This is a genomic window from Mesorhizobium sp. M0778 (assembly GCF_040320105.1).
GTDB lineage: Bacteria > Pseudomonadota > Alphaproteobacteria > Rhizobiales > Rhizobiaceae > Mesorhizobium.
The window spans coordinates 65150-87331 of sequence record NZ_JAMYPA010000019.1 but is presented as its reverse complement, the minus strand read 5'-3'; the positions used below and the strand labels follow the sequence as shown (position 1 = coordinate 87331).

At 63.4% G+C, this 22182-nt stretch carries 22 protein-coding genes; 10 read left to right on the top strand and 12 right to left on the bottom strand.

Going from position 1 to position 22182, the window contains the following annotated elements; all coding sequences use genetic code 11:
- Positions 1-74: 74 nt before the first annotated feature.
- The 4 genes from NKI22_RS23680 to NKI22_RS23665 form a co-directional block, all read right to left on the bottom strand.
- Positions 75-1055 (bottom strand): 2-hydroxyacid dehydrogenase, encoded by a 981-nt coding sequence (locus NKI22_RS23680; protein ID WP_023718057.1) that lies wholly within the window; start codon positions 1053-1055, stop codon positions 75-77.
- Entirely contained in the window at positions 1052-2074 is a 1023-nt protein-coding gene (locus NKI22_RS23675) for a LacI family DNA-binding transcriptional regulator (RefSeq protein WP_023676245.1), read from the bottom strand. The genes NKI22_RS23680 and NKI22_RS23675 overlap by 4 nt, the downstream gene beginning before the upstream one ends.
- 68 nt (positions 2075-2142) lie before the next feature.
- A complete protein-coding gene (locus NKI22_RS23670; RefSeq protein ID WP_352484377.1) occupies positions 2143-3027 on the bottom strand; it encodes a DMT family transporter in 885 nt (294 codons plus the stop codon).
- A 185-nt stretch (positions 3028-3212) separates the two neighbouring features.
- Positions 3213-3620 (bottom strand): DUF2000 family protein, encoded by a 408-nt coding sequence (locus tag NKI22_RS23665; RefSeq protein ID WP_352640551.1) that lies wholly within the window; start codon positions 3618-3620, stop codon positions 3213-3215.
- Positions 3621-3671: 51 nt separating this feature from the next.
- On the opposite strand from NKI22_RS23665, the gene NKI22_RS23660 reads away from it, so the two are divergent.
- Complete coding sequence (locus NKI22_RS23660) at positions 3672-4544, top strand: AraC family transcriptional regulator (RefSeq protein ID WP_352640552.1); 873 nt, start codon at positions 3672-3674, stop codon at positions 4542-4544.
- 1 nt (position 4545) lies between these two features.
- Here the strand turns inward: NKI22_RS23660 and NKI22_RS23655 are convergent, their stop codons facing one another.
- Both NKI22_RS23655 and NKI22_RS23650 read right to left on the bottom strand, forming a co-directional pair.
- Entirely contained in the window at positions 4546-5028 is a 483-nt protein-coding gene (locus tag NKI22_RS23655; RefSeq protein ID WP_023718061.1) for a MarR family winged helix-turn-helix transcriptional regulator, read from the bottom strand.
- 204 nt (positions 5029-5232) lie between these two features.
- Entirely contained in the window at positions 5233-5955 is a 723-nt protein-coding gene (locus tag NKI22_RS23650; protein ID WP_352716444.1) for an intradiol ring-cleavage dioxygenase, read from the bottom strand.
- 186 nt (positions 5956-6141) lie between these two features.
- On the opposite strand from NKI22_RS23650, the gene NKI22_RS23645 reads away from it, so the two are divergent.
- Positions 6142-7203 carry a CobW family GTP-binding protein gene (locus tag NKI22_RS23645; protein ID WP_023718063.1) on the top strand — a complete coding sequence of 354 codons (1062 nt, stop codon included), beginning with the start codon at positions 6142-6144 and terminating at the stop codon, positions 7201-7203.
- 152 nt (positions 7204-7355) lie between these two features.
- Entirely contained in the window at positions 7356-8330 is a 975-nt protein-coding gene (locus NKI22_RS23640; protein WP_352817178.1) for a WD40 repeat domain-containing protein, read from the top strand.
- Between the two features lie 4 nt (positions 8331-8334).
- Here the strand turns inward: NKI22_RS23640 and NKI22_RS23635 are convergent, their stop codons facing one another.
- On the bottom strand, positions 8335-8856 hold the full coding sequence (locus tag NKI22_RS23635; protein WP_348633211.1) for a hypothetical protein: 522 nt from the start codon (positions 8854-8856) through the stop codon (positions 8335-8337).
- Positions 8857-8945: 89 nt separating this feature from the next.
- Here NKI22_RS23635 and NKI22_RS23630 point away from each other — a divergent pair, with 89 nt between their 5' ends.
- The 3 genes from NKI22_RS23630 (at position 8946) to NKI22_RS23620 (ending at position 12573) form a co-directional block, all read left to right on the top strand.
- Positions 8946-10328: an aspartate aminotransferase family protein gene (locus NKI22_RS23630; RefSeq protein ID WP_023718066.1), complete on the top strand. Its 1383-nt coding sequence runs from the start codon at positions 8946-8948 to the stop codon at positions 10326-10328.
- A gap of 14 nt (positions 10329-10342) precedes the next feature.
- Entirely contained in the window at positions 10343-11764 is a 1422-nt protein-coding gene (locus NKI22_RS23625) for a glutamine synthetase family protein (protein ID WP_352547943.1), read from the top strand.
- Positions 11765-11850: 86 nt separating this feature from the next.
- Positions 11851-12573, top strand: coding sequence for a UdgX family uracil-DNA binding protein (locus NKI22_RS23620; protein ID WP_280940411.1), 723 nt, complete (start codon positions 11851-11853; stop codon positions 12571-12573).
- Between the two features lies 1 nt (position 12574).
- Here NKI22_RS23620 and NKI22_RS23615 read toward each other — a convergent pair whose 3' ends face one another.
- From NKI22_RS23615 to NKI22_RS23600, 4 genes are all read right to left on the bottom strand, one after another.
- Positions 12575-13840 carry a glycerate kinase type-2 family protein gene (locus NKI22_RS23615; RefSeq protein ID WP_352817177.1) on the bottom strand — a complete coding sequence of 422 codons (1266 nt, stop codon included), beginning with the start codon at positions 13838-13840 and terminating at the stop codon, positions 12575-12577.
- A gap of 199 nt (positions 13841-14039) precedes the next feature.
- A complete protein-coding gene (locus NKI22_RS23610; RefSeq protein ID WP_352817174.1) occupies positions 14040-14546 on the bottom strand; it encodes a heme-degrading domain-containing protein in 507 nt (168 codons plus the stop codon).
- A 75-nt stretch (positions 14547-14621) separates the two neighbouring features.
- Positions 14622-15935: a guanine deaminase gene (guaD, locus tag NKI22_RS23605; protein WP_352817171.1), complete on the bottom strand. Its 1314-nt coding sequence runs from the start codon at positions 15933-15935 to the stop codon at positions 14622-14624.
- The gene (locus NKI22_RS23600) at positions 15932-17149 is read right to left on the bottom strand and encodes a urate hydroxylase PuuD (RefSeq protein WP_352851556.1); all 1218 of its coding nucleotides are present in this window, start codon (positions 17147-17149) and stop codon (positions 15932-15934) included. Before NKI22_RS23600 ends, guaD begins: the two co-directional genes overlap by 4 nt.
- Before the next feature lie 138 nt (positions 17150-17287).
- Between NKI22_RS23600 and NKI22_RS23595 the strand changes: the two genes are divergently transcribed.
- From NKI22_RS23595 to dps, 4 genes are all read left to right on the top strand, one after another.
- On the top strand, positions 17288-18208 hold the full coding sequence (locus NKI22_RS23595; protein ID WP_352958933.1) for a LysR family transcriptional regulator: 921 nt from the start codon (positions 17288-17290) through the stop codon (positions 18206-18208).
- A 76-nt stretch (positions 18209-18284) separates the two neighbouring features.
- Positions 18285-19292 (top strand): LLM class flavin-dependent oxidoreductase, encoded by a 1008-nt coding sequence (locus NKI22_RS23590; protein WP_352817165.1) that lies wholly within the window; start codon positions 18285-18287, stop codon positions 19290-19292.
- A complete protein-coding gene (locus tag NKI22_RS23585) occupies positions 19289-20542 on the top strand; it encodes an LLM class flavin-dependent oxidoreductase (RefSeq protein WP_023718075.1) in 1254 nt (417 codons plus the stop codon). The genes NKI22_RS23590 and NKI22_RS23585 overlap by 4 nt, the downstream gene beginning before the upstream one ends.
- Positions 20543-20686: 144 nt before the next feature.
- The gene (dps, locus tag NKI22_RS23580; RefSeq protein ID WP_023718076.1) at positions 20687-21175 is read left to right on the top strand and encodes a DNA starvation/stationary phase protection protein Dps; all 489 of its coding nucleotides are present in this window, start codon (positions 20687-20689) and stop codon (positions 21173-21175) included.
- A gap of 9 nt (positions 21176-21184) precedes the next feature.
- Here the strand turns inward: dps and xdhC are convergent, their stop codons facing one another.
- A complete protein-coding gene (gene xdhC / locus NKI22_RS23575) occupies positions 21185-22147 on the bottom strand; it encodes a xanthine dehydrogenase accessory protein XdhC (RefSeq protein WP_023718077.1) in 963 nt (320 codons plus the stop codon).
- Positions 22148-22182: the final 35 nt, after the last annotated feature.

The following is a 22182-nucleotide window of genomic DNA, read 5'->3' as shown; positions in this document are numbered from 1 at the left end:
GGCGGACAGACACTAGGAAGGGACCAGAATGATTCCGAAGGGTTAAGCTGAAGTTAATAGATATGGCAGCCCGCTTACGGCCTTGCCTTGACATTTGCCGTCTCCGGCACCGGCGTCAGTGCCTTGCGCTGCGAAAACCACGAGACCAGATTGTCGACGCATAGGTCCGCCATGGCGCGGCGGGTGTGCTGCGAGGCGGAGCCGACATGTGGCAAAAGCGAGGTGTTGGGCGCGGCAAGCAACGCCGCTGGCACATTCGGCTCGTCGGCAAAGACGTCTAGCCCGGCAGCGGCGATGCTGCCGCTGGCAAGTGCGGCGGCAAGGGCTGGCTCGTCGACCGTGCTGCCCCGGCCGATATTGACGAAGACGCCGTTCGGCCCAAGAGCCGAGAGGATTTCGGCATTGACTGCCCTTTCCGTCGCGGCCCCGCCGGGCGCCACCGAGATCAGTGTGTCGACCGCCTCGGCGAGACCTTTCAGCGTCGGGTGATAGTCATAGGACAGGCCTTCGACGCGGCGCCGGTTGTGGTAGGCGATGGGCAGCCCGAAAGCGTCGAGCCGGCGGGCAATGGCGAGGCCGATGCGGCCCATGCCAAAGATACCGACATGGCGCCCGCGCAGGGTCAGCCGGCTCAGCGGATAGTTGCCTTTGCGCAGCCAACTTCCGTCGCGCAGCCAGGCCTCGGCGCGCGGCAGTTCGCGGATGGTGTTGATCAGCAAGCCGAGCGCCGTATCGGCGACCTCTTCGGTCAGCACATCCGGGGTGTTGGTGACCATGATGCCGCGCTGTACGGCGTGGCGGACATCGACAGAATCATAGCCGACGCCGAAATTGGCGATGATCTCGAGCTTTGGCAGCGCGTCCATCAACGCGGCGCTTATGCCGCCGAAGGCGGCTATGCCGCGCACCGTACGGCGCATGTCGTCGGTGACCAGCGACGGATCGGCGCCTTCGATCCGGACGCGGCTGAACGCCCCGTCGATGCGGCCGACCGCATGGTCGTTGAACTGGCCCGGCACCAGAATGGCGACAGCTTGCTGTTCGGTTTTTGTCATGCACGTTCCACCGGTTTGCCGGTCGACTGGCGCACATGCAGTTCCGGCTTGATCAGTTCCTGCGACGGCCGCACCGTCTGTCCGTTGAGTTTGTCGAGCAGCGCGCTGGCGGCGCGGCGGCCAACCTCGCGCTGGCCGTTCCAGACCGTGGTCAGTGCCGGCGTCGCGATCGCCGCTTCCTCGAGGTCGTCATAGCCGGTAACGGAGATGTCGATGCCCGGCACCAGCCCCGCGCGCGCAATGCCGTTCATCAGGCCGATGGCGACGAGGTCGTTCCAGCAGCAGGCCGCGGTAGGCCTGTCTTTCAGCGCCAAGAACTGCCCGGCAGCCTCGAAGCCGGCCTGCTTGGTGCGCGGGCCGGCGATACGCCATGACGGCCTGACCTCGAGCCCTGCCGCCTCCATGGCGTTGACATATCCCTGATAACGGTCGCGGCCGGTCGACGTCTGGTCGGTACCGCCGATCATGGCGATGCGCTTGTGGCCAAGCGAGATCAGATGATTGGTAGCAAGCCCGGTGCCATAGGCATCGTCGCCGCGAAACACCGGCACGTCGGCACCTTCGACGGTGCGTGCAATCAGCACTGCCGGGAGACCGTTCTCCTCGGCCATGATTATGTCTTCGGGCGGCGTGCCGATGGCTGGCGACATGATGACGCCGTCAGCGCCGAGCTGCAGAAGCGTGTCGATGAAGGTGCGCTGTTTCTCGAGTTGGTCGTAGTGGTTCGACAGGATGAAGGTCTGCCGGCTGCGGTCGAGTTCGCTCTCGATCGAACGCAGTATCTCGGCAAAGAACGGGTTCATGATGTCGTGGACGACGACGCCGACAATGCCCGAGCGTGAGGTGCGAAGGCTGGCGGCGCGGCGGTTGTAGATGTAGCCGATGGCGCGTGCATGTTCCTTGATACGGTCGCGGGTGCCGCCGGCGACCAGCGGGCTGTCGCGCAAGGCCAGCGAGACCGTGGCCGTGGACACGCCGAGCGCATCCGCGATGGTCGAAAGCTTGATCTTCTGTGCCAGCGCCCTGCGCTCCCGAAGCAATTTAAACTGTTTAAAGGCCGGCTCTTATGCCATCGATCCCGAGCAAATCAAAGTTTTTTTGCCAGCGCTTCCGCCTCCGCGTCCAGCGTCGCGCGGTTGTGCAAGCGAAGCCGGTGCTCGCGGTGGACGATGTAGAGGCCGCTGGCGACGATGACGGTGGCACCGACCAGCGTCCAGCGGTCGGGAAACTGGTTGAAGACGATCAGGCCGGAGATGATCATCCAGATCATCTGCGAATAGGGATAGGGAGCCAGGGCCGTGGTGGTGGCAAGGCGATAGGCCTGCACAAGAAGCCAATGGCCGATGGCGCCGAAGACGCCAAGCATCAGCAATATGAACCAGTGCCAGCCATCCTGCGGCAGCGAAAGCGAAAACGGCAGTGTCGGCAGCAGCAGCACGGCCGGCGCCAGCGCCGAAAACAGGATGAGACTTTCCGAGGTTTCCGTCGCCGACATACGGCGCGTCATGATGACGTAGAAACTGTTCGATAGCATCGAGCCGAGCGCAAAGAGATGGCCGACGCCAAAAACCCCGATGCCCGGCCGGGTGATGATGAGGACGCCGACAAAGCCGCTCATGATCGCCAGCCAGCGCCGCCAGCCGGCCCATTCGCCGAGCAACGGACCGGCAAGCGCGGTGATCACCATCGGGCCGAAGAAGTAGATCGAGGTGGTTTCCGCCAGCTGCAGCGTCCGCAGCGCCAGAATGTTGAACATGGTCGATCCGAACAGGAGCAGACCGCGCGTGAGATGCGCCGGCAGGTTGGCGGGACGAAAACGCAACGGCTCACGCCATCCGCGCAGAAAGACGCCGACAAGCAGGACATGGACCGCGAAGCGGGTCCAGGCGACGATCAGCGCCGAGACGCCAGCCAGCACAAGGTACTTGCTGCTGGTGTCGAGGAAGGTGAAAAACACATAGACGGAAAGCATGCACAGGATCGCCGCCGGCGACGTCGCGCTTTCGTCTTGTCTTGGGGGAGCATTCAATTTCAGGCCGGACGGGAAGCAAGGCAGTCCCTCACCAATGCGGGAATTGTCGCCAGCGGGCAAGCCAAAAGAGGCTGGCACACCGACAGGCGACGACAGGCTCAGTTTTGTTCCTGGTGGCCGGAGAGTCAGGTGTGCATGCGGGCACCCTTGGTGATCTTGTCGACGAGCTTCTTTTCGGCGCGAAGCGCGATGCCGACCACCTTGGCATCCTCCGGCGCAAATTCGGCAAAGACGGCACGGTTGGCCAGATCGTACCCAGTCGAAAACATTTCCTCGACATAGAGCGAAACCCTCACACCACGCTCCAGCGCCCGCCGCTGGATCGTTCCGAGCGCCTGGCCGTCTGCCGAAAGCACGATGACCGGCTGGATCGATAGCGGGTTGTAGATATTGCCGGCGCGGTCACGGTAGGGCTCGCCGATGAGCTCGGGAAACTGCGCGACGATGCCGCTGGTCAGAAAGGCGGTGACGTTGAGCTTCTGCCAGACGGGAAGATCGTCCCTGAGCACGATTGCAAATTTCGTATCGAACATGCGACAGTTTCCAATCCGAAAGGGGGCCAATCCGAGGCTGCGAGTGAAGCGATGCCGCACGGTCTAGACGGGGAAGCCTTTCAGGGTCTTGGACGTTTGTGCGTGGATGCAGCCGAGAACTGCATCGTATCGGCACCCGGTACTGCCGGCATGGAACGCATCGAGGCCCGGTTCCACGGCAACGCCTTCGATCTCCATCGCCACGACACCTATGCAATCGGGGTGACGCTTTATGGCGTACAGAGCTTCCGCTATCGCGGCGCGACGCATCAGAGCCTGCCTGGCCAGATCATTATCCTTCATCCCGACGAAATGCACGATGGCGGCGCCGGCACAGAAGACGGCTTGCGATACAGAATGCTGTATTTGGAGCCGTCCCTGATGCTCGATTGTCTCGGCGGCGGATCACTGCCATTCGTCGGGAATGCCGTGGTGACAGACCGCGATCTCCGCGCGACGCTGCTTTCGGCGCTCGGGCCGCTGAATCAGGAACTGGACGAGCTGTTTGTCGTCGATTTCATGACGCAGCTTATGCAAAGCCTGGCCCGGCACGCCGGTCGGCCGGGGAAACCGGTTGCGAAAACTGCGTGGCGCGCCGCCAGCCTAGCGCGCGACTATCTGGAGGAAAATGTCGCGCGGATTGTACGTTCGGATGAATTGGAGGCGATCACCGGATTGGACCGTTATGCCCTGTCGCGGCATTTCCGCGCCACCTTCTCGACCAGCCCGCACCGGTTCTTGTTGATGCGCCGGCTTCAGCGAGCCCGTCGGATGATCGAAGCCGACGAGCCGCTGGCGCAAATCGCCATCGCAGCCGGCTTCAGTGACCAAAGCCATTTCAATCGGCATTTCAAGAAGGCGTTCGGCGTCACACCCGGACGCTGGTCGGCACTGACGCGGCGGCCGTCAGCGGCGAACGCGTGACCTATTCAAGGATCTTGTCCTCGATATCCAGTTCGTCATCGGGGAGCACCATTTCGCCGTTCGAAAGATTCGCTTCGACACGTGCAAGCAGCTTGAACAGCGATTTCTGATCCTTCTTGTCGAGACCCTTCAATGCCTGCTTTTCGGTCTTCTTCACCGATTTCTCGATGGCGTGGATGATTTCGCGGCCGGTGTCGGTGAGGAAAATATGAGCCTGGCGGGCATCGGCGGAGGAGGCGCGCTTTTCCAGAAAACCCTGTGCCTGCAGCCGGTTGATGGTCTTGGTGATGGTCGGCGGACGCACGCCGAGGCGGCCGGCAAGATTGCCGGGCGTCTGCCCGTCCTCGCGATCGAGCGCCAGCATGATCTGGTCCTGGCCGGCATAGAAGCCATGCGCCAGAAGCCGGGCGGCGAGCGCCGTGCGCGCCAGCCGCGCCGCCGAATGCAGCCGGCTCATTGTTGCAGTCTTGTCCGCCTTGGCCATGCTCATTCCCTCCTCGGCCGAACCGGTGCGGACAGCATAGAAGCAGGCCGCCGATTGGCAATGACGATCGAAAACATTCCGGCTCGGAAAATAGCTTTGCCGGCAAGCATCGCGGTGTTCGCCGTGGCTAATGCCAGATGTTTATTTCAGTTAGATGACAAACGACTTTCCGCGACGGCTGGATGGCGACGTGACGAGGTGTCCTCAACCGGCCCTCACCGCGACCACCATCAAGGCCTGATAGGCGTCCGCCATTTCCCGCAGCGCTGCCTGCGACGGCGGCCCGGCCTGCCGCGCAATGCCGTCCCGCATGTTCGATGTATCGCGTTTGCCGGGGCGATCGTTATAGGGCGCGACGGTGGCGAATATCTGCTCGCTCAAGCTGTCGGGGAAGAACATCTGGCCGGTCATTGCCGAGCGGTCGTCGGGGAAGATCTTGAAATGGATGTGGGTGGTGCGGCCGCGATACCAGCCGGGATAGATGGTGGCGAAAGAAGCGATGCCGCTTCCATCGCTTCTCTGCCAGCCGCGCAGAAAGCTCTGGCCGGACGTGTCGATATCCTGCCCGTCGCCCTGTCCGGGATAGCCGGAATAGGCGCCCTGGGCGTCGCAATGCCAGATATCGACGCGTGCGCCGGGAAGCGGCCGGCAGGCGGCGTCGACGATTTGCAGCCGCACATTGAGGGCGACGCCCTTCTTGCCCTCGGTGATATCGGCGCGTTCGAGCTTCGGGTCGAAATAGAACGGTCCTTCGGTGACCTCGGGCGTCATGGTGCAGACGCCGGCACCGGCTTCGAACAAAGCAAGCCCGGCATAGGGCGAGACCTGCCCGGCCCTTGCGCCGGCGGGCAGGAATATGCCGCCCGTGGTGACCGCTACAAGACCGAGAGCCTGCCGCCGGCTTAATGGCAAGGACTTGTCGGACATCTGGCGCCTCCTCAGTGCGAACAACCCCTCGCCCTATCTAGGCCCCACCGCCAGCCCGCGCCAATGAACGTTCGGCAATGTGAGGAAAGTTCGGCAATACCGGCCTCTTTGGCCCATCGGTTTGCCTCGTGCAAAAGCCGAGCACACATCCTATATGGAGCCGACAATCCCTATTCGAGGCACAATATGAGCGACGCACAGACGCAGATCCCCGTTACCGTCCTTACCGGCTATCTCGGCGCCGGCAAAACGACACTGCTCAACCGCATCCTTTCGGAAAACCATGGCAAGCGCTACGCCGTCATCGTCAATGAGTTCGGCGAGATCGGCATCGACAACGAGTTGATCGTGGAATCCGACGAGGAAATCTACGAGATGAACAATGGCTGCATCTGCTGCACCGTGCGCGGCGACCTGATCCGCGTCGTCGAAGGTCTGATGCGCAGGCCCGGCCGCTTCGACGCCATCGTCGTCGAGACCACAGGCCTCGCCGATCCCGTGCCGGTAGCGCAAACCTTCTTCATGGACGACGATGTGCGTTCCAAGACCAGGCTCGATGCGGTGGTGGCGCTGGTCGACGCCAAGCACCTGCCGCTGCGCCTCAAGGATTCCCGCGAGGCCGAGGACCAGATCGCCTTTGCCGATGTCGTCGTGCTCAACAAGACCGACCTGGTCACCCCCGAAGAGCTGAGCAAGGTGGAGGCGACGATCCGCGCCATCAACCCGGCGGCACGCATCCATCGCACCACACGCGCCGGCGTGGCGCTGTCCGAGGTGCTCGATCGCGGTGCGTTCGACCTGTCCCGGGCGCTGGAGAACGATCCGCACTTCCTCGAGGCGCATGACGATCACGACCATCATGATCATGATCACCATGATCACGAGGGCCATGATCATCACGATCATGACGGGCATGACCATCATCACGCGCACCCTTCCGACATCCATGATGTGACGGTGCAGTCGGTGTCGCTGCGCGGCGGCGAGATGGACCCGAAAAAGTTCTTCCCGTGGATCGAGAAGGTCACCCAAATGGAAGGCCCGAACATCCTGCGGCTGAAAGGTATCATCGCGCTGAAAGGCGATGACGAGCGCTATGTCATCCAGGGCGTGCACATGATCATCGAAGGCGACCACCAACGCGCCTGGAAGGACGGCGAGAAGCACGAGAGCCGGCTGGTGTTCATCGGCCGCGAACTCGACGCCGAGCGGCTGAAGACAAGCTTCCAGGCCTGCCACGCCGCTTGATTTAGCTGCCCTTTCCCCCTTCTCCCCTTGTGGGAGAAGGGCGCCCGCAACGCTGGCGCTCTCTCCTCACGACGATCCGAAGCACGGGTTGAGACCCGCAGCTCAACCCCTTAAGGGTGGGGCAGCAGAAATCTCGAACGGAATGGTCTCTCATGCCGACAGTCGCCCCGCTCGATCTCGAAGGCCACTGCCTCGCCGCCGTGTTCCTTGGCGACGTGCCGCATTTCGCGCTGGCCGACGGCACAATCCATCGGCTCGACCATGGGCACAAGACGGTGCAGGCCAATGACGGGCTGCTCGCCGCCCTTCACGATGGCGCAAACGACCGGCTGATCACCGGCGGTGAGGACGGCAAGATCTTTGCCGTGACCGCAGGCGGCAATACTGCGGAATTGGCGACCGCAGGCAAAAAATGGATCACCAGCGTCGCCGCCGGGCCGCAAGGCGCTGTTGCCTATGCTTCGGGCAAAATTGCCTATGTGCGTTTTGCTGACGGCAAGACCAGGGAATTCTCGCATCCGCGCTCGGTCGAGGGGCTGGCCTTCTCGCCCAAGGGCATGCGCTTCGGCGTTGCCCGCTACAATGGCGCGACGCTGCATTTCCCGGCCGCCGACGGCAAGCCGGTCGAGCTCGAATGGGCCGGCGCCCACACCGGCATCACGTTTTCGCCGGACGGCGGCTTCGTCGTCACCACAATGCAGGAAAACGCGCTGCATGGCTGGAAACTCGCCGACGGCAAGCACATGCGGATGTCCGGCTATCCCGGCAAGGTCAAAAGCCTGTCGTGGAGCGCCAAGGGCAAATGGCTGGCGAGTTCCGGCGCGCCGGCGGCGATCGTCTGGCCGTTTTCGGGCAAGGATGGGCCGATGGGCAAGGCGCCGCTGGAACTCGGCACGCGCGGCAATGCGATGGTCACCTCCGTCGCCTGCCATCCGAGCCAAGATGTAGTGGCGGTAGGGTATGATGACGGCATGGTGATGGCGGTGCGCTTCGCCGACGCCAGGGAAGTGCTGCTGCGCCGGCCAGGCAAGGGCGCCATCACATCGATGATGTGGGACAAGGAAGAGCGCCGCGTCGCGTTCGGCAGCGCCGCCGGCGATTGCGGCGTCATCGACATTTCCGCCTAGCCCGTTAGTCGGCTCCGCAAGATACTTTGCCGGTCAATTCAGCCGGCTTGCCATCCTTTTCGGCATCGTCCGTTACATCATAGATTGAGAGCAAATAGCGGCCGTCATAGACGCCTTCGTCGCTGGCCTTGGTCAGGATCGCCAGTTCGACATAGTCGTAGGCGTTTTCGACCTGCCGTTCGCGATAGACGAGCAGCCGCAATTCCTTGTTGTCGAGCCAATATTGCGTGAGGTTCTGATCCTCGAACACAGTCTTGCGCAGACTGTCGCCGACTGGCCTGCCCAGAATTTCGAGCTCGCCGCGAAAATTGAAGGTCGGCCCGCCCATGCCTCTGGTGACCCCGGCATCGACCTCAAATTTGACGGCTGCATCCTCGGCGGAACACCAGATGCCGCCGGATGCCAAAGCCGCACCAACCGACGACAGCAGCGTTGCCGCGCAGATGATCGCCCGCACCATCGTGTCCCCTCCAGCCGAAGTGCCATTGGCGCCCGAAGGCGGCTCGCGGTCAAGCGCCTGTTCCATTCAAATGACCGCTGACCCAACACAGGGCAGCCGCCCGCCAATTGCGGTGGCGGATGCCGATTGTCTAAAGTGCGGCGGAGAGGGCCGCCATGAACGTCATCGACCATTCAAAGACCTCCATCGGCGGCATCGGCCCGGCCCGGATTGCCGAGTTGCGCGAGACCGAGGCAGAAGCCTTCCGCCAGGCGCGGCCGAAATCGATGGCGAAAATCGGCAATGGCCTGCCCGGCTTCTTCGGCGGCGTGCCGATGCACTGGATGAACGACTGGCCGACGCCGTTCCCGATCCTCGTTGATAAGGCCAAAGGCACCGCCATCAGAGATATCGACGGCAACCGGCTCGACGATTTCTGCCTCGGCGACACCGGCTCGATGTTCGGTCATTCGCCGCCGCCGGTCGCCCGCGCCATCCGCCGGCAGGCCGGACGCGGTCTGACCTACATGCTGCCTGCCGAGGACGCGCTCGCCATCGGCCCGCTGCTGCAACAGCGCTTCGGTCTGCCGTTGTGGCAGATCGCGACGACGGCAACCGACGCCAACCGCTTCGCGCTGCGGGTTGCCCGTGCCGTTACCGGCCGGGAGAAGATCCTGGTCTTCAACGGCTGCTATCATGGCTCGGTCGACGAGACGATGGTCCGGCTGGTCGACGGCAAAGCGGTGAACCGACCGGGACTGGCCGGCGAATTCCGCGACCTGACGCGGGCAACTGATATCGTCGAGTTCAACGATCTGCCGGCGCTTGAGGCCGCACTTCAGGGCAACGATGTCGCCTGCGTCATCGCCGAGCCGGTGCTGACCAATTCCTGCATGGTGCTGCCCGAAGCCGGCTTTCATGACGGCTTGCGGCGTCTCACCCGTGCGACCGGCACGCTGCTTCTAATCGACGAGACGCATACGATCTCGACCGGTCCCGGCGGCTATACAAGCAAATACGGGCTGGAGCCGGACCTGTTCGTGCTCGGCAAGCCGATTGCCGGCGGCATACCGGCGAGTGTGTGGGGCATGAGCGAAGGCGTTGCGGCGCGCTATGCCGCTTATATCAGCCGGAAAGAGCCCGGCTATTCCGGCATGGGGACAACGCTGTCGGCCAATCCGCTGCAATTCGCGGCGATGCGTGCCACGCTCGAAGACGTCATGACCGACGAGAACTACAGCCATATGGACCATCTGGCGCGGCGGCTCGACGCCGGGCTGACTGCCGTTATCGATCGCTATCGCCTGCCTTGGCATGTTGCTCGGGTCGGCGCCCGCGTCGAGTTCATCTGCGCGCCAGGCCCGCTGAGGAATGGCGGCGAAGCCGAGAGGGCGCATGCGCCGGAGCTCGAAGCGGCGATGCATGTCGCGCTGGTCAATCGCGGCGTGCTGATCGCACCGTTCCACAATATGATGCTGATCTCGCCGGCAACTCGCGCCGCCCAGGTGAACCGGCTGATCACCGCCTTCGGCGCGGTTGCGGCAAAGCTTACGGCATGAGACAAGCTGGCAGCATGAAACAAGCGCCCAAGCAAAGTTTGAACCTGGTCACGGCATCCCCTTCGGGCTCGACGCCCGCCGAGGCGCAGGCCTTTCTCGACGCCCATCCGGAGATCGAAGCGTTCGACATCGTGCTGACCGACGCCAATGGCGTGGGGCGCGGCAAGATCGTGCGCCGACATGAGTTGATGAGCATCTTCGAGGGCGGCCGGCACATGCCGATCTCGATCCTCGGCCTCGACATCACCGGCGAGGATGTTCACGAGACCGGGCTGATCTGGACGACCGGCGACGGCGACCTGCGGGCGTGGCCGATCCCCGGCACGCTGGTGCCGCTGTTCGGCACCCAGCCGCCGCGCGGCCAGGTGTTGATGGCGATGTACCATCTCGATGGCCAGCCGATGTCGTCCGACCCGCGGCTGGCGCTCGCCCGCCAGGTAGATATCCTCGCGGCCAAGGGCCTGCATCCGGCCGGCGCCTTCGAGCTCGAGTTCTTCCTGCTCGCCAATGAGCGCGATGCCGAAGGCAAGGTGCAGCCGGCGCATGCGGTGCTCGACGGCCGCCGCTCGGCCAAGACAGAGGTCTATTCCGTCGACCATCTGCACGGCATGGAGCCGCTGTTTTCCGACATCTATGCCGCGGCCAAGGTGCAAGGCATCCCGGCCGAGACGGTCATCTCGGAATATGCGCCCGGCCAGTACGAACTGACGCTCAATTACCGCAAGGACGTGATGCGGGCGGCCGACGATCTCGTCATGCTCAAGCGGCTGGTGCGGGCGCAGGCACGCCGTCATGGTGTCACCGCTTGCTTCATGGCCAAGCCGATCGAGAAGTATGCCGGCTCTGGCATGCATTTTCATGTCTCGCTGCTGGATGATGCCGGCAAGAACGTCTTTGCCGAAGCCGGCGGCGAAAGCTGGTCGCTTCCGCTGCTGCGCGGTCTCGGCGGACTGATCCAGACGATGGCGGAATCGATGCTGGTGTTCGCGCCGCACGCCAATTCATGGCGGCGCTTCGTATCGCAATCCTATGCGCCGGTGGCGCCGACCTGGGGCGTCAACAACCGTTCGGTGGCGCTGCGTGTGCCGGCCGGCGATGCCAAGAACCGCCGCATCGAGCACCGGCCATCGGGCGTCGACGCCAACCCTTATCTAGTCGCGGCAACGGTGCTGGCCGGCATCACTAGGGGTCTCGACGAAGGTCTTGACCCCGGCCCTGAAACCACCGGCAATGGCTACGAATCCGCCGTCACGCGCACGACGATGCCGGTCGACTGGCGTGCCGCGATCGAGGCGGCAAGGGCGTCGACCTTCCTCAAGGGCGCATTGGGCGAAGACCTGCACCGGACATTCGTGGCGATCAAGCAGTCGGAATATCTGCGCGTGGCGCGCACGGTCAGCGAACTGGATTATCACCTCTATCTGCACGAGGTTTAGGGCTTCACATCGTCGGCCATCTGCCGGTGAAGGCCCATGCGAAATAATTTCAGCGGAACCTTCGGCGGGCTTTGCTCATTGCGTGTCTGATTGCAGGAGCGAACAAGGCCGCCTTAGTCATGATCGCCAGGATGCAGACAACCCCGACGCCGCACCATGCCAAGGTGCAGTCGAGAGGCTTGCCTGCAAGCAAGTCCCCGGACACGACAGAAATCGACGCCAGGACGATTCCTGAACTGCGCGAAACGGCCAAGATCTGCCGCCGCTGTCCGCTATGGCGCGATGCCACGCAGACCGTGTTCGGTGAGGGTCCTGATAAAGCCAAGGTGATCTTCGTCGGCGAACAGCCGGGCGACCAAGAGGACCTGGCGGGCAAGCCTTTCGTCGGTCCGGCCGGCAAGGTGTTCGACGCGATCCTGGATGATGCCGGCGTCGATCGGCTGAAAGTCTACGTCACCAACGCGGTTAAGCATTTCAAGTTCGAGCCGCGCGGCAAGCGGCGCATCCACTCCAAGCCGAATGCCGGCGAGGTGCAGGCTTGCCGCTGGTGGCTGGACAAAGAGATCGATCTGATCAAGCCCAACCTGGCGGTGGCACTCGGCGCCACTGCAGCGCAGGCGCTGCTCGGCAAGGTGGTGCCGATCATGAAGATGCGCGGGGCGGTAGTGGAGCGCGACGATGGCTTGCGTGTCTTCGTCACCATCCACCCGTCCTTCATTCTGCGCATTCGCGAGCCGGCGGACAAGCGGGCCGAACGCGAGCGGTTCCTGCAGGATATGAGAGCGGTGAAAAGGCTGATGGCGGCCTGAGCTATTTGATCAATATCGCCCGGAGATCGTTGATGTTTGTGCCGGTCGGACCGGGTACGAAAAGGTCATCTACGGCATTGAATGCCGTCCAGGCGTTGTTGCCGGCAAGCATGGCCTTGGCTTCGACGCCCGCCGCGCGCATCCGCGAAACTGTCGAGCCGTCGGCGAAGGCGCCGGCATTGTCTTCCGAACCGTCAATGCCGTCGGTGTCGGCGGCCAGTGCGTGCACGCCCGCCATGCCGGTGATGCCGATGGCGAAGGCGAGCAGGAATTCCGAGTTACGGCCGCCTTTGCCTTTCGCGCGCAGGGTCACCGTCGTCTCGCCGCCCGACAGGATCAGCACCGGCTTTGCAAATGGCCGGCTGCGCGTCGCCACCTCGCGCGCGATTGCGGCGTGGATGCCACCGACCTCGCGTGCCTCGCCCTCGATGGAATCGGAGAGAATGACGGCCTGAATACCTCGGCGCTTCGCTTCGGCCGCTGCTGCTTCCAGCGAGACGCCGGCCGAAGCGATCAGATGCACCTCGTTGCGGATAAAACGCGGATCGTCCGGACGTGGCGCATCGGCCGCCGGCGACTTGATATGCGCCATGACCGAAGCCGGCAGCTTCATGCCATAGGCAGCGATCGACGCCAGTGCGTCCTCACGGCTGCCTATGTCCGGCACGGTCGGACCAGAAGCGACCAGAGCCGGATTGTCGCCCGGAATGTCTGATACCACCAGCGAGACCACCTTGGCCGGATATGCGGCGGCCGCCAGCCTGCCGCCCTTGATGGTGGAAAGGTGCTTACGGATCGTGTTCATCGCGGTGATCGGCGCACCGGAGGCGAGCAGCGCCTCGTTGACGGCGATCTCATCGGCCAGCGTCAGACCTTCGGCGGGTGACGGCAGCAGCGCCGAGCCGCCGCCGGAAATGAGCGCCACGACAAGGTCGTCCGCAGTCAGTCCCTGGACTTTTTCGAGCAGCCGCCGCGAAGCTTCCAGCCCGGCGGCATCCGGCACCGGATGCGCCGCCTCGATGATCTCGATGCGCCGGCAGACCGCGCCATAGCCGTAGCGGGTGACGACCAGCCCTTCGATCGGCCCGTCCCACGCTTCCTCGAAAGCAGCCGCCATCTGCGCCGAGCCTTTTCCTGCACCGATGACGATCGTGCGGCCCTTCGGCCTTGCCGGCAAATGATTCTTGATCGTCCTCTGGGGATCGGCGGCGGCAACGGCGGCGTTGAAGATGGATATAAGGAAGGATTTCGGGTCGAGAATGGTCATACTGAGCTGCCACCGACGTTCTGCGAACTTCTGCGGCGTCTGCGCTGCCCCTCACCCTTACCCTCTCCCCGTCTAGAGACGGGGAGAGGGGGTCGCCACCCATCTATCAACTGGACACGCCAGCGTTGGAGCGCTTCCCTTCTCCCCGTCGCTACACGGGGAGAAGGTGCCGGCAGGCGGATGAGGGGCGGCGCCAACGTCACGATGTTGCTTCCGGCGGCAGGACCAACTCCTGGCTATCGACGCCCAAGTAGCTACACAGCGCATCGACGACCACGCCATGGTCCTCACGCTCCGGCAGGCCCGAGACGGCGATCACGCCGATGACACCGGTGCCCTTGACAGTGATGGGAAAGCCGCCGCCGGCCAGCACGTAGTCGACAATGTCCAGCCCCTCGCCAGGCTTGAAGCTGCGGTCGGGGCGCTGCTGCTCCAGCACCATGCGGTAGGTGCTTTTCAGGAACCGCCGCACGACGTTGATCTTGCGCCGCGCCCAGTCCGGATTGGAAGCGTTCGAGCCGGGCATTGCCGCATAGAACAGCGGCCGATCGAAGGTTCTGATATCGACGATGATCGGCAGGTTCTCGGTCAAAGCCCGGTCGCGGATCGCCGAGCCGATCTCGAAAGCGACAGCCTCGTCAAAGGCGGAGAAAACAAGCGCGGCTTCCTGTTTCTTGATCAGAGCGATGTCGTCCGCAACGGCCATGTCGTTCCCCTGTCAATCTCGTCGCACGCTTTGGCCGATGGCTGCCGTTCGGTCAAGCCGGGACGCCGGGACCAGCTAGGTCGCCATGTCCGCCTTAACTGCCCGACCGGCGACATAGACCTCGTGCACGGCGCGGTCGTCGCCTAGCGTCTGCAGCAGAAACAATTCCTCGGCGAGCGTGTCCGCCGTCTCCACCCGCAGCCGCATCGCCGGCGTGGCGCGGGCGTCGAGCACGACGATATCGGCGTCGCTGCCTTCCTCCAGAGTGCCGATCTTTTCCGCAAGCGACAAGGCCTCGGCATTGCCGCGGGTCAGTTGCCAGAATGACTGAAACGGATTGAGCTTCTCGCCATTCAGCGCGATCACCTTGTAGCCCTCGTCCATGGTGCGCAGCATCGAATAGTTGGTGCCACCGCCGACATCGGTGGCGGCGGCGATGCGGAGCGGCTTCTCGCGGCGGCGATAGCGCTGATAATCGAACAGGCCCGAGCCGAGAAACAGGTTGGAGGTCGGGCAGAACACCGCCACCGAGCCGCTATCCGAAAGCACATCCGCCTCGCGTTCCGACAGATGAATGCAGTGGCCGAACAGGCTTTTGCGGCCGAGCAGTCCATACTGCTCGTAGATGTCGGTATAGTCCCGCGTCTGCGGGTACAATTGCTGCGTAAAGGCGATCTCGGCGTGGTTTTCCGACAGATGCGTCTGCATATGCAAGTGCGGATATTCGCGGCAGAGCGCGCCCGCCGTTTCCAATTGCTCGGGTGACGAGGTGATGGCGAAGCGTGGGGTGATGGCATAGTGCTGGCGCCCCTTGCCGTGCCACTCCTCGATCAGCGCCTTGCTGTCGTCATAACCCGATTGCGGCGTGTCGAGCACGCCGTCCGGCGCGTTGCGGTCCATCATCACCTTGCCGGCGATGTTGAGCATGTTGCGGTCATGCGACTCGGCAAAGAACGCCTCGGCCGATTCCTTGTGTACCGAGCAATAGGCGGCGACAGTCGTCGTGCCATGACGCAATACTTCATCCAGGAACAGCCTGGCGATACGGCGGCCATGCTGAGCGTTCCCGAATTTTGTCTCTTCCGGAAAAGTGTAGGTGTTCAGCCAGTCGAGCAGCTCGGCGCCGAAGGAAGCGATGACCTGCATCTGCGGAAAATGCGCGTGCGCATCGATAAACCCGGGCAGCAGCAGATGCGGCCGGTGGTCGATCTTTTTCGTTCCCTCGCCCGCCTTTTTCTCGACCTCGGCATAGGCGCCCGCGGCAACGATCCTACCATCGCGGAGCAGCAGGCCGCCATCTTGCTCGTAGCGCCAGGCGGAATGGTCGTCGACGGTTTCGGGCCAGCGCAAAAACGACAGCGTGCGGCCGCGCAGGAGCGTGCTGGTCATTTCCTTGCGCCTTCGAACCATGCCACCAGCAGCGCCCGTTCCTTGTCGGTGATCTGGGTGACGTTGGCGGGCGGCATGGCGTGGCTGCGGCCGGCCTGCAGGTAGATCTCGCCGGCGTGCTCGGCGATGCCGGCATCGGTGTCGAGCATCACGCCCTTCGGCGCGTGGTAGATGCCCTCGTAGGACGGCTCCGCGGCGTGGCACATCGAACAGCGGCCAAGCACCGTATCGCGCACGGCAGGGAAATGCGCCGAGGCAACGTAGACCTGGGCCGCCGCCGACGCCTTCACCTCGCCGGTCAGCAACTTCGGCACCGTCGACAGCCAGATGATGACCAAGAACAGCACGGCCGCCGCCAGCCAGGTCCAGGTCGGATTGCCTTTGCGCGCATGCCTGGTGTTGAAATAGTGCCGGATCAGCACGCCGATGATGAACACCAGCGAGGCGATGACCCAGTTGAACTCTGTCCCGAACGCCAGCGGATAATGGTTCGACAGCATCAGGAACAAAACGGGCAGCGTCAGGTAGTTGTTGTGCAGCGAGCGCTGCTTGGCGATCTTGCCGTATTTCGGATCGGGCTTACGGCCGGCGATCAGGTCGGCGACGACGATCTTCTGGTTGGGGATGATGACCATGAAGACGTTGGCCGACATGATCGTCGCGGTGATGGCGCCAAGATGCAGGAAGGCGGCGCGGCCGGTGAACAGGTGGGTCAGTCCCCAGGCCATGAATACCAGCACCCCATACAGCACCAGCATCAGGCCGGTGTCGCTGTTGCCGAGCGGCGAACGGCACAGGAGATCGTAGACCACCCAGCCGACGCCGATCGTCGCCAGCGACAGCAAGATGCCTGTAGGCACCGACATGGCAAGCACATTCGGATCGATCAGGAACAGGTCCGCTCCGGCATAATAGACCACGCACAGCATCACGAAGCCTGACAGCCAGGTGGCGTAGGATTCCCACTTGAACCAGGTCAGGTGCTCGGGCATTTCGGCCGGTGCCACCAGATATTTCTGCACGTGGTAGAAGCCGCCGCCATGCACCTGCCATTCCTCGCCGAAAGCGCCTGCAGGCATGCCCGGGCGTTGGCGCAGGCCGAGGTCGAGCGCGACGAAATAAAAGGACGAGCCGATCCAGGCGATGCCGGTGACGACGTGCAGCCAGCGCACGGCGAAACTCAGCCAATCCCAGAATATCGCGAAATCCATCATGAAAAATCGTCCCTGCCGATCGACTGACTTTACGGACTGGAGCGCAAACGGAAAGGGCTGAGGTGCACGATGACTTTCAAAAAAAATTGGAAAATACTAGGCTGATCATACGCAGCCACATGAGAGCCCGAAAGCCGCATGGCCTATCTCAATAACATCGCCGTTTTTGTTCGCGTCGTCGAACTCGGCAATTTGTCGGCGGCTGGGCGCGACATGCGCATTTCGCCGGCGGTCGCTTCCAACCGGATCAAGGAGCTCGAGAAGCATCTCGGTGTCAGGCTGTTCAACCGCACGACGCGGCAGTTGATGCCGACCGAGCACGGCACGGTGTTCTATTCCGGCGCCAAGCAGGTGCTCGAGGCGGTCACCGAGGCCGAAGCTGCGGTCAGCGCGTTATCCGGCCAGCCGCGCGGCACCATAAAGGTGACAGCGCCGCTCGGCCTCGGGCGGAGACTGGTGGCATCCGGCATCCCGGATTTCCACGACAGATACCCAGATATCGAGGTGCGGCTCCGGCTTTCCGACCACAATGTCGATATCATGAAGGAAGGCATCGACGTTGCGTTCCGGCTGGGCATCATCGAGGATTCCAGCCTCAGGATGCGCGGCATCATGGACTGCGAGCGAGTGCTGGTGGCGGCTCCGCAATATCTGGAGGCGCGCGGCGAGCCGAGCGAGCCGAGCGAGTTGATCGGCAAGAAGCACGATTGCCTGATGCTGCGCTATTCCGGCGCGCGCGAATATGTCTGGACCCTGCAGACGCGGAACGGGCCGCAAAAGTTCGAGGTGCACGGCCCCTACGATACCGATGACGGCGACGTGCTGACCGGCTGGGCGCTGTCCGGCCGCGGCATCATCAACAAGCCGCGCTTCGAGGTTGAGCCGTTTATCCGCGACCAGCGGCTGAAGGTGATCCTGAGCAAAACGCCGCCGACGCCGGTGCAATTCGCCGCCGTCTACCCGCATAAGAAGCTGCAGGATCCGAAGGTGCGGCTGCTGCTCGACTTCATGGCCGAGCGCTGCCAGCGGCTGATCAGGGATATTCTGGCCGGCAAATGATCGCCGGCTGGCCGGTTGCTTTCCGTCCAGCCGGCGAAGATATTTCTTATGGAATCTCACTCACCAGGGAAGACCGATGGCCAGCGGCGCCACAATGCATCTAGCCGTTTCACTAGCTCCGGAAACTGCTCCCTCCTCTCCGTCCGACGTCGTTCCGGATTTCAGTCTGCTGACGCGGTCCGTGCAAAAAGCCGAAGCGGCCGGCCTGGATATGGTGTTGCTCGCCGATTCCGCGCCGGTTGCAGGCGGACCGAACCGGCAAATGCGCTTCGAAGCAACGACCTTGCTGGCAGCGCTGGCGACGGTGACAAGCAGGATCGGTCTCATCGCCGCGGCGTCAATGGTCGCCCACCAGCCCTATAATCTCGCGCGCCGTTTCGCTTCGCTCGACATTATCAGCCATGGCCGCGCCGGCTGGAACGCCAGCATGATGCCCGACCCGCGCGAGGCGGCCAATTTCAGCCGACCGGAAGGGTTTTCCGGCGACGCATTCCGCCTGCGCGCCGAGGAATTCGTCGGCATCGTGCAAGGCTTGTGGAAAGGCTGGGACGCAGACGCGCTTCTGTTCGACAAAAGTGGCGGCCGCTTCTTCGATCCCGAGAAGATGCACCTTCTCGACCACAGGGGCGAATATTTTTCTGTGCGCGGGCCGCTCAACGTGGCGCGGTCGCCGCAGGACACGCCGGTGCTGGTCATGTCCGGCCTGTCCGAGCCCGACATGGATATCGCAGCCCGCACCGCCGATGTTGTCCTGCTAGACCAGCGATCGATCGACTGGGCTGACGATCTGAAGCGCCGTGCGCTTGCCTTCGGGCGCAGGCTGGAGGGGCTGAAGGTGCTGATGAATGTTGTCACGGATGGCGAGATGGCCGCCATGCCGGATATGTTTGCGGATAGGCTCGAAGAGTGCTTTCGCTCGAAAGCCTGCGACGGTTTCAACATCGCCGTGCCGCTCACGTCGGCGCTCGACGATTTCATCGGTCTCGTGCTGCCGGAGCTTCGCCGCCGCGGCCTTGTCCGGTCCGGCTACAGCGCGGCGACACTGCGGGCCCATCTCGGGCTTGCAGGGGAGGATCGGCAATGAGCGCCGGTCGAGGCCAGATGAAGCTCGGCGCCTTCCTATGGGCGACAGGCCACCACATCGCCGCCTGGCGCCATCCGCAGGCGCATGTCACGGCTGGCATCGACATCGATCATTACATCCAGCTGGCGCGGACGGCGGAAGCGGCGAAGTTCGACATGATCTTCTGCGAGGACGCCGCCGGTGTGCGCGAGGCCAATGTCGACATCGCCAGCCAAACGTCGCGCTCGATTGGCTTCGAGCCGATCAGCCTGCTTGCGGCGCTCGCGGTGCAGACGGAGCGCATCGGCCTCGTCTCCACGGCATCGACGAGTTACAACGAGCCTTACGGGCTGGCGCGGACCTTCCTGTCGCTCGACCATCTGAGCGGCGGGCGTGCCGGCTGGAACCTTGTCACTTCGGCCAGCCAGATCGAGGCCGCCAATTTCGGCTCGACCGGTCTGCGCCCGCATGCGGACCGTTACGGGCGGGCGCGCGAATTCGCTGCCGTGGTTGCCGGCCTTTGGCGAGGCCAGGGTGGACACGAAGGCAGAAGTTTTTCGGTGCGTGACCCGCTCGATCTGCCGCGCTCGCCACAAGGTGCACCGGTCATGGTGCAAGCGGGAGCGTCGGACGAGGGTCGTGACCTCGCCGCCCGGACCGCCGACGTGGTCTTTACGGCGGCGCAGACATTCGAGGAAGCGAAGGCCTTCTACGACGACCTCAAGGGACGGCTGGCTGCCTATGGGCGCAAGCCGGACGACCTCAAGATCATGCCTGGGGTGGCGCCGGTCGTCGCGGCAAGCGAAGCGGAAGCCCGGGCAAAACATGATGAACTGCAGGAGCTGATACCGGACGATGTCGGCGTTGCGCTGCTTTCCAGCTATCTCAGCATATCCGATCTCTCGCGCTATCCCATCGACGGACCGCTGCCGCAGCTGCCGGCCAGCGAAGGCATGCAGAGCCGGCAGGCGCTCGTCATCGAGCAATCGCGCCGCGACAACCTGTCCATTCGCCAGCTTGCCCGTCATTTCGCCGGCGCGCGCGGCCATTGGCGCGTCGTCGGAACTCCGGCCCAGATCGCCGACCAGCTCGCAGCACGCTTCGAGGGCGGCGCGGCAGACGGTTTCAACCTGATGCCATCCTATTTTCCCGGCGAACTCGATGCCTTTGCCACGCTTGTCGTGCCGGAGCTGCAGCGGCGCGGTCTGTTCCGTACGGATTATGACGGCAGCACGCTGCGCGACCATCTGGGCTTGAAAAGGCCAGCGTAAACGACGAGCGGAACGAAAGTCGGAGATCGCCGTTTTGGGATGCTGTGCCGCGGCGATGAGGGCGTCTGCGCGCATGTTCGATTGACCTTCCACAACCTTCGCCCTCTTCAAACCACGCGGACGCAACCGCCACAGGAGCCGATCATGGATGCCATCGCCACCCGCAACGACCTGCAATCCAATGCCAAGAAAGAGTGTATCGATCTTCTCAACGCCCGCCTCGCCGACGCCATAGATCTGGCCTTGATCACCAAGCAGGCGCACTGGAACGTCAAGGGGCCGCAATTCATCGCCATCCATGAGATGCTCGACACGTTCCGCGAGGAGATCGACGGACATGTCGACACCATTGCCGAGCGCGCCGTACAGCTCGGCGGCACGGCGCTCGGCACATCGCAGGAGGTGTCGAAGGCGACTATGCTCGAGGCCTATCCGACCGACATCCACAAGACCCGAGATCATCTGGCGGCGCTGATCGACCGCTATGCCGCGACCGCCAAGCGGGCACGCGCGGCGATCGACGAAGCGGCGGGAGCGGGCGACGCCGACACCGCCGACATCTTCACCGCCTATTCACGCTCGCTCGACAAATTGCTGTGGTTCCTCGAGGCACACACGCAGGAACAGGAATAGAAGGAAACGTCAGCCCGCCATCGCCTTGCCACGACGTGCTTTGGACGGAGCTGCCGGTTCTATCGCGTGGGCGGCCAACGCCGTCATGATCTCGGCTGCGGCGAGTGCGGCGATCACTTGCGGGCGCTTGTCCTTGACGGCATCGCCGCCGATCGGCGAGACGAGGCGGTCAAATTCCGCCTCGCTTCCGTCCGCCGACTTAAGGAACCAGTTCCGAAACGTCGCCTTCTTGGTTCTGGAGCCTATCATGCCGACATAGGCGGCATCCCGGCGTTTCAGCGCCTCGGCGACGATCAGGAAATCCAGCGCGTGGTCATGGGTAAGGACGACGAAGGCGGATCCAGCCGGGGCTTCGCGCACCATCGCCTCAGGCATCGGCGTCAAACAGGTTTCGACCGTGTCTGGCATGCCCTCCAGCGCTTCGGCTCGCGTCTCGGCAATGACGACATGCACCGGCAGCAAAGCCACCGCCGAGGCCAACGCATGGCCGACATGGCCGCCGCCGAAGATGTAGACATGCGGCAGCTGCGCCTCCTCGGCTTCCGCCGCCGCGACCAACTTGGCCTCAAGCGCGGCGTCAACCAGCCGGATCAGCACCTCGACCCTGCCGCCGCAGCACTGCCCGATCTCCGGGCCGAGCGCGACGTCGAGCGTCGCGACAGCGTTGCGGCCAGCCCCCTTCTCCCCGTAACTATACGGGGAGAAGGGGCCGGCAGGCGGATGAGGGGCGGCGCCAGCCTCGACAGATTCGCCAGAACCTGAGGCCGATCGACCAAGCATCTGCCGCGCTTTGTCGATCGCCATATATTCGAGCTGGCCGCCGCCGATCGTGCCGAAAGTGGCCGATCCTGAGACGAGCATGAAGGCACCCCTCTCGCGCGGCGTCGAGCCTTTTGTCCCGGCCACCTCAACCAAGGCGACCCGGCAGGCACCGGCAAGAAAGGCTTTCAGGCTCTGCATTTTCGCGTTCATCATTCGCGTTCCCTGTTGGGAAATATAGAGTTTTT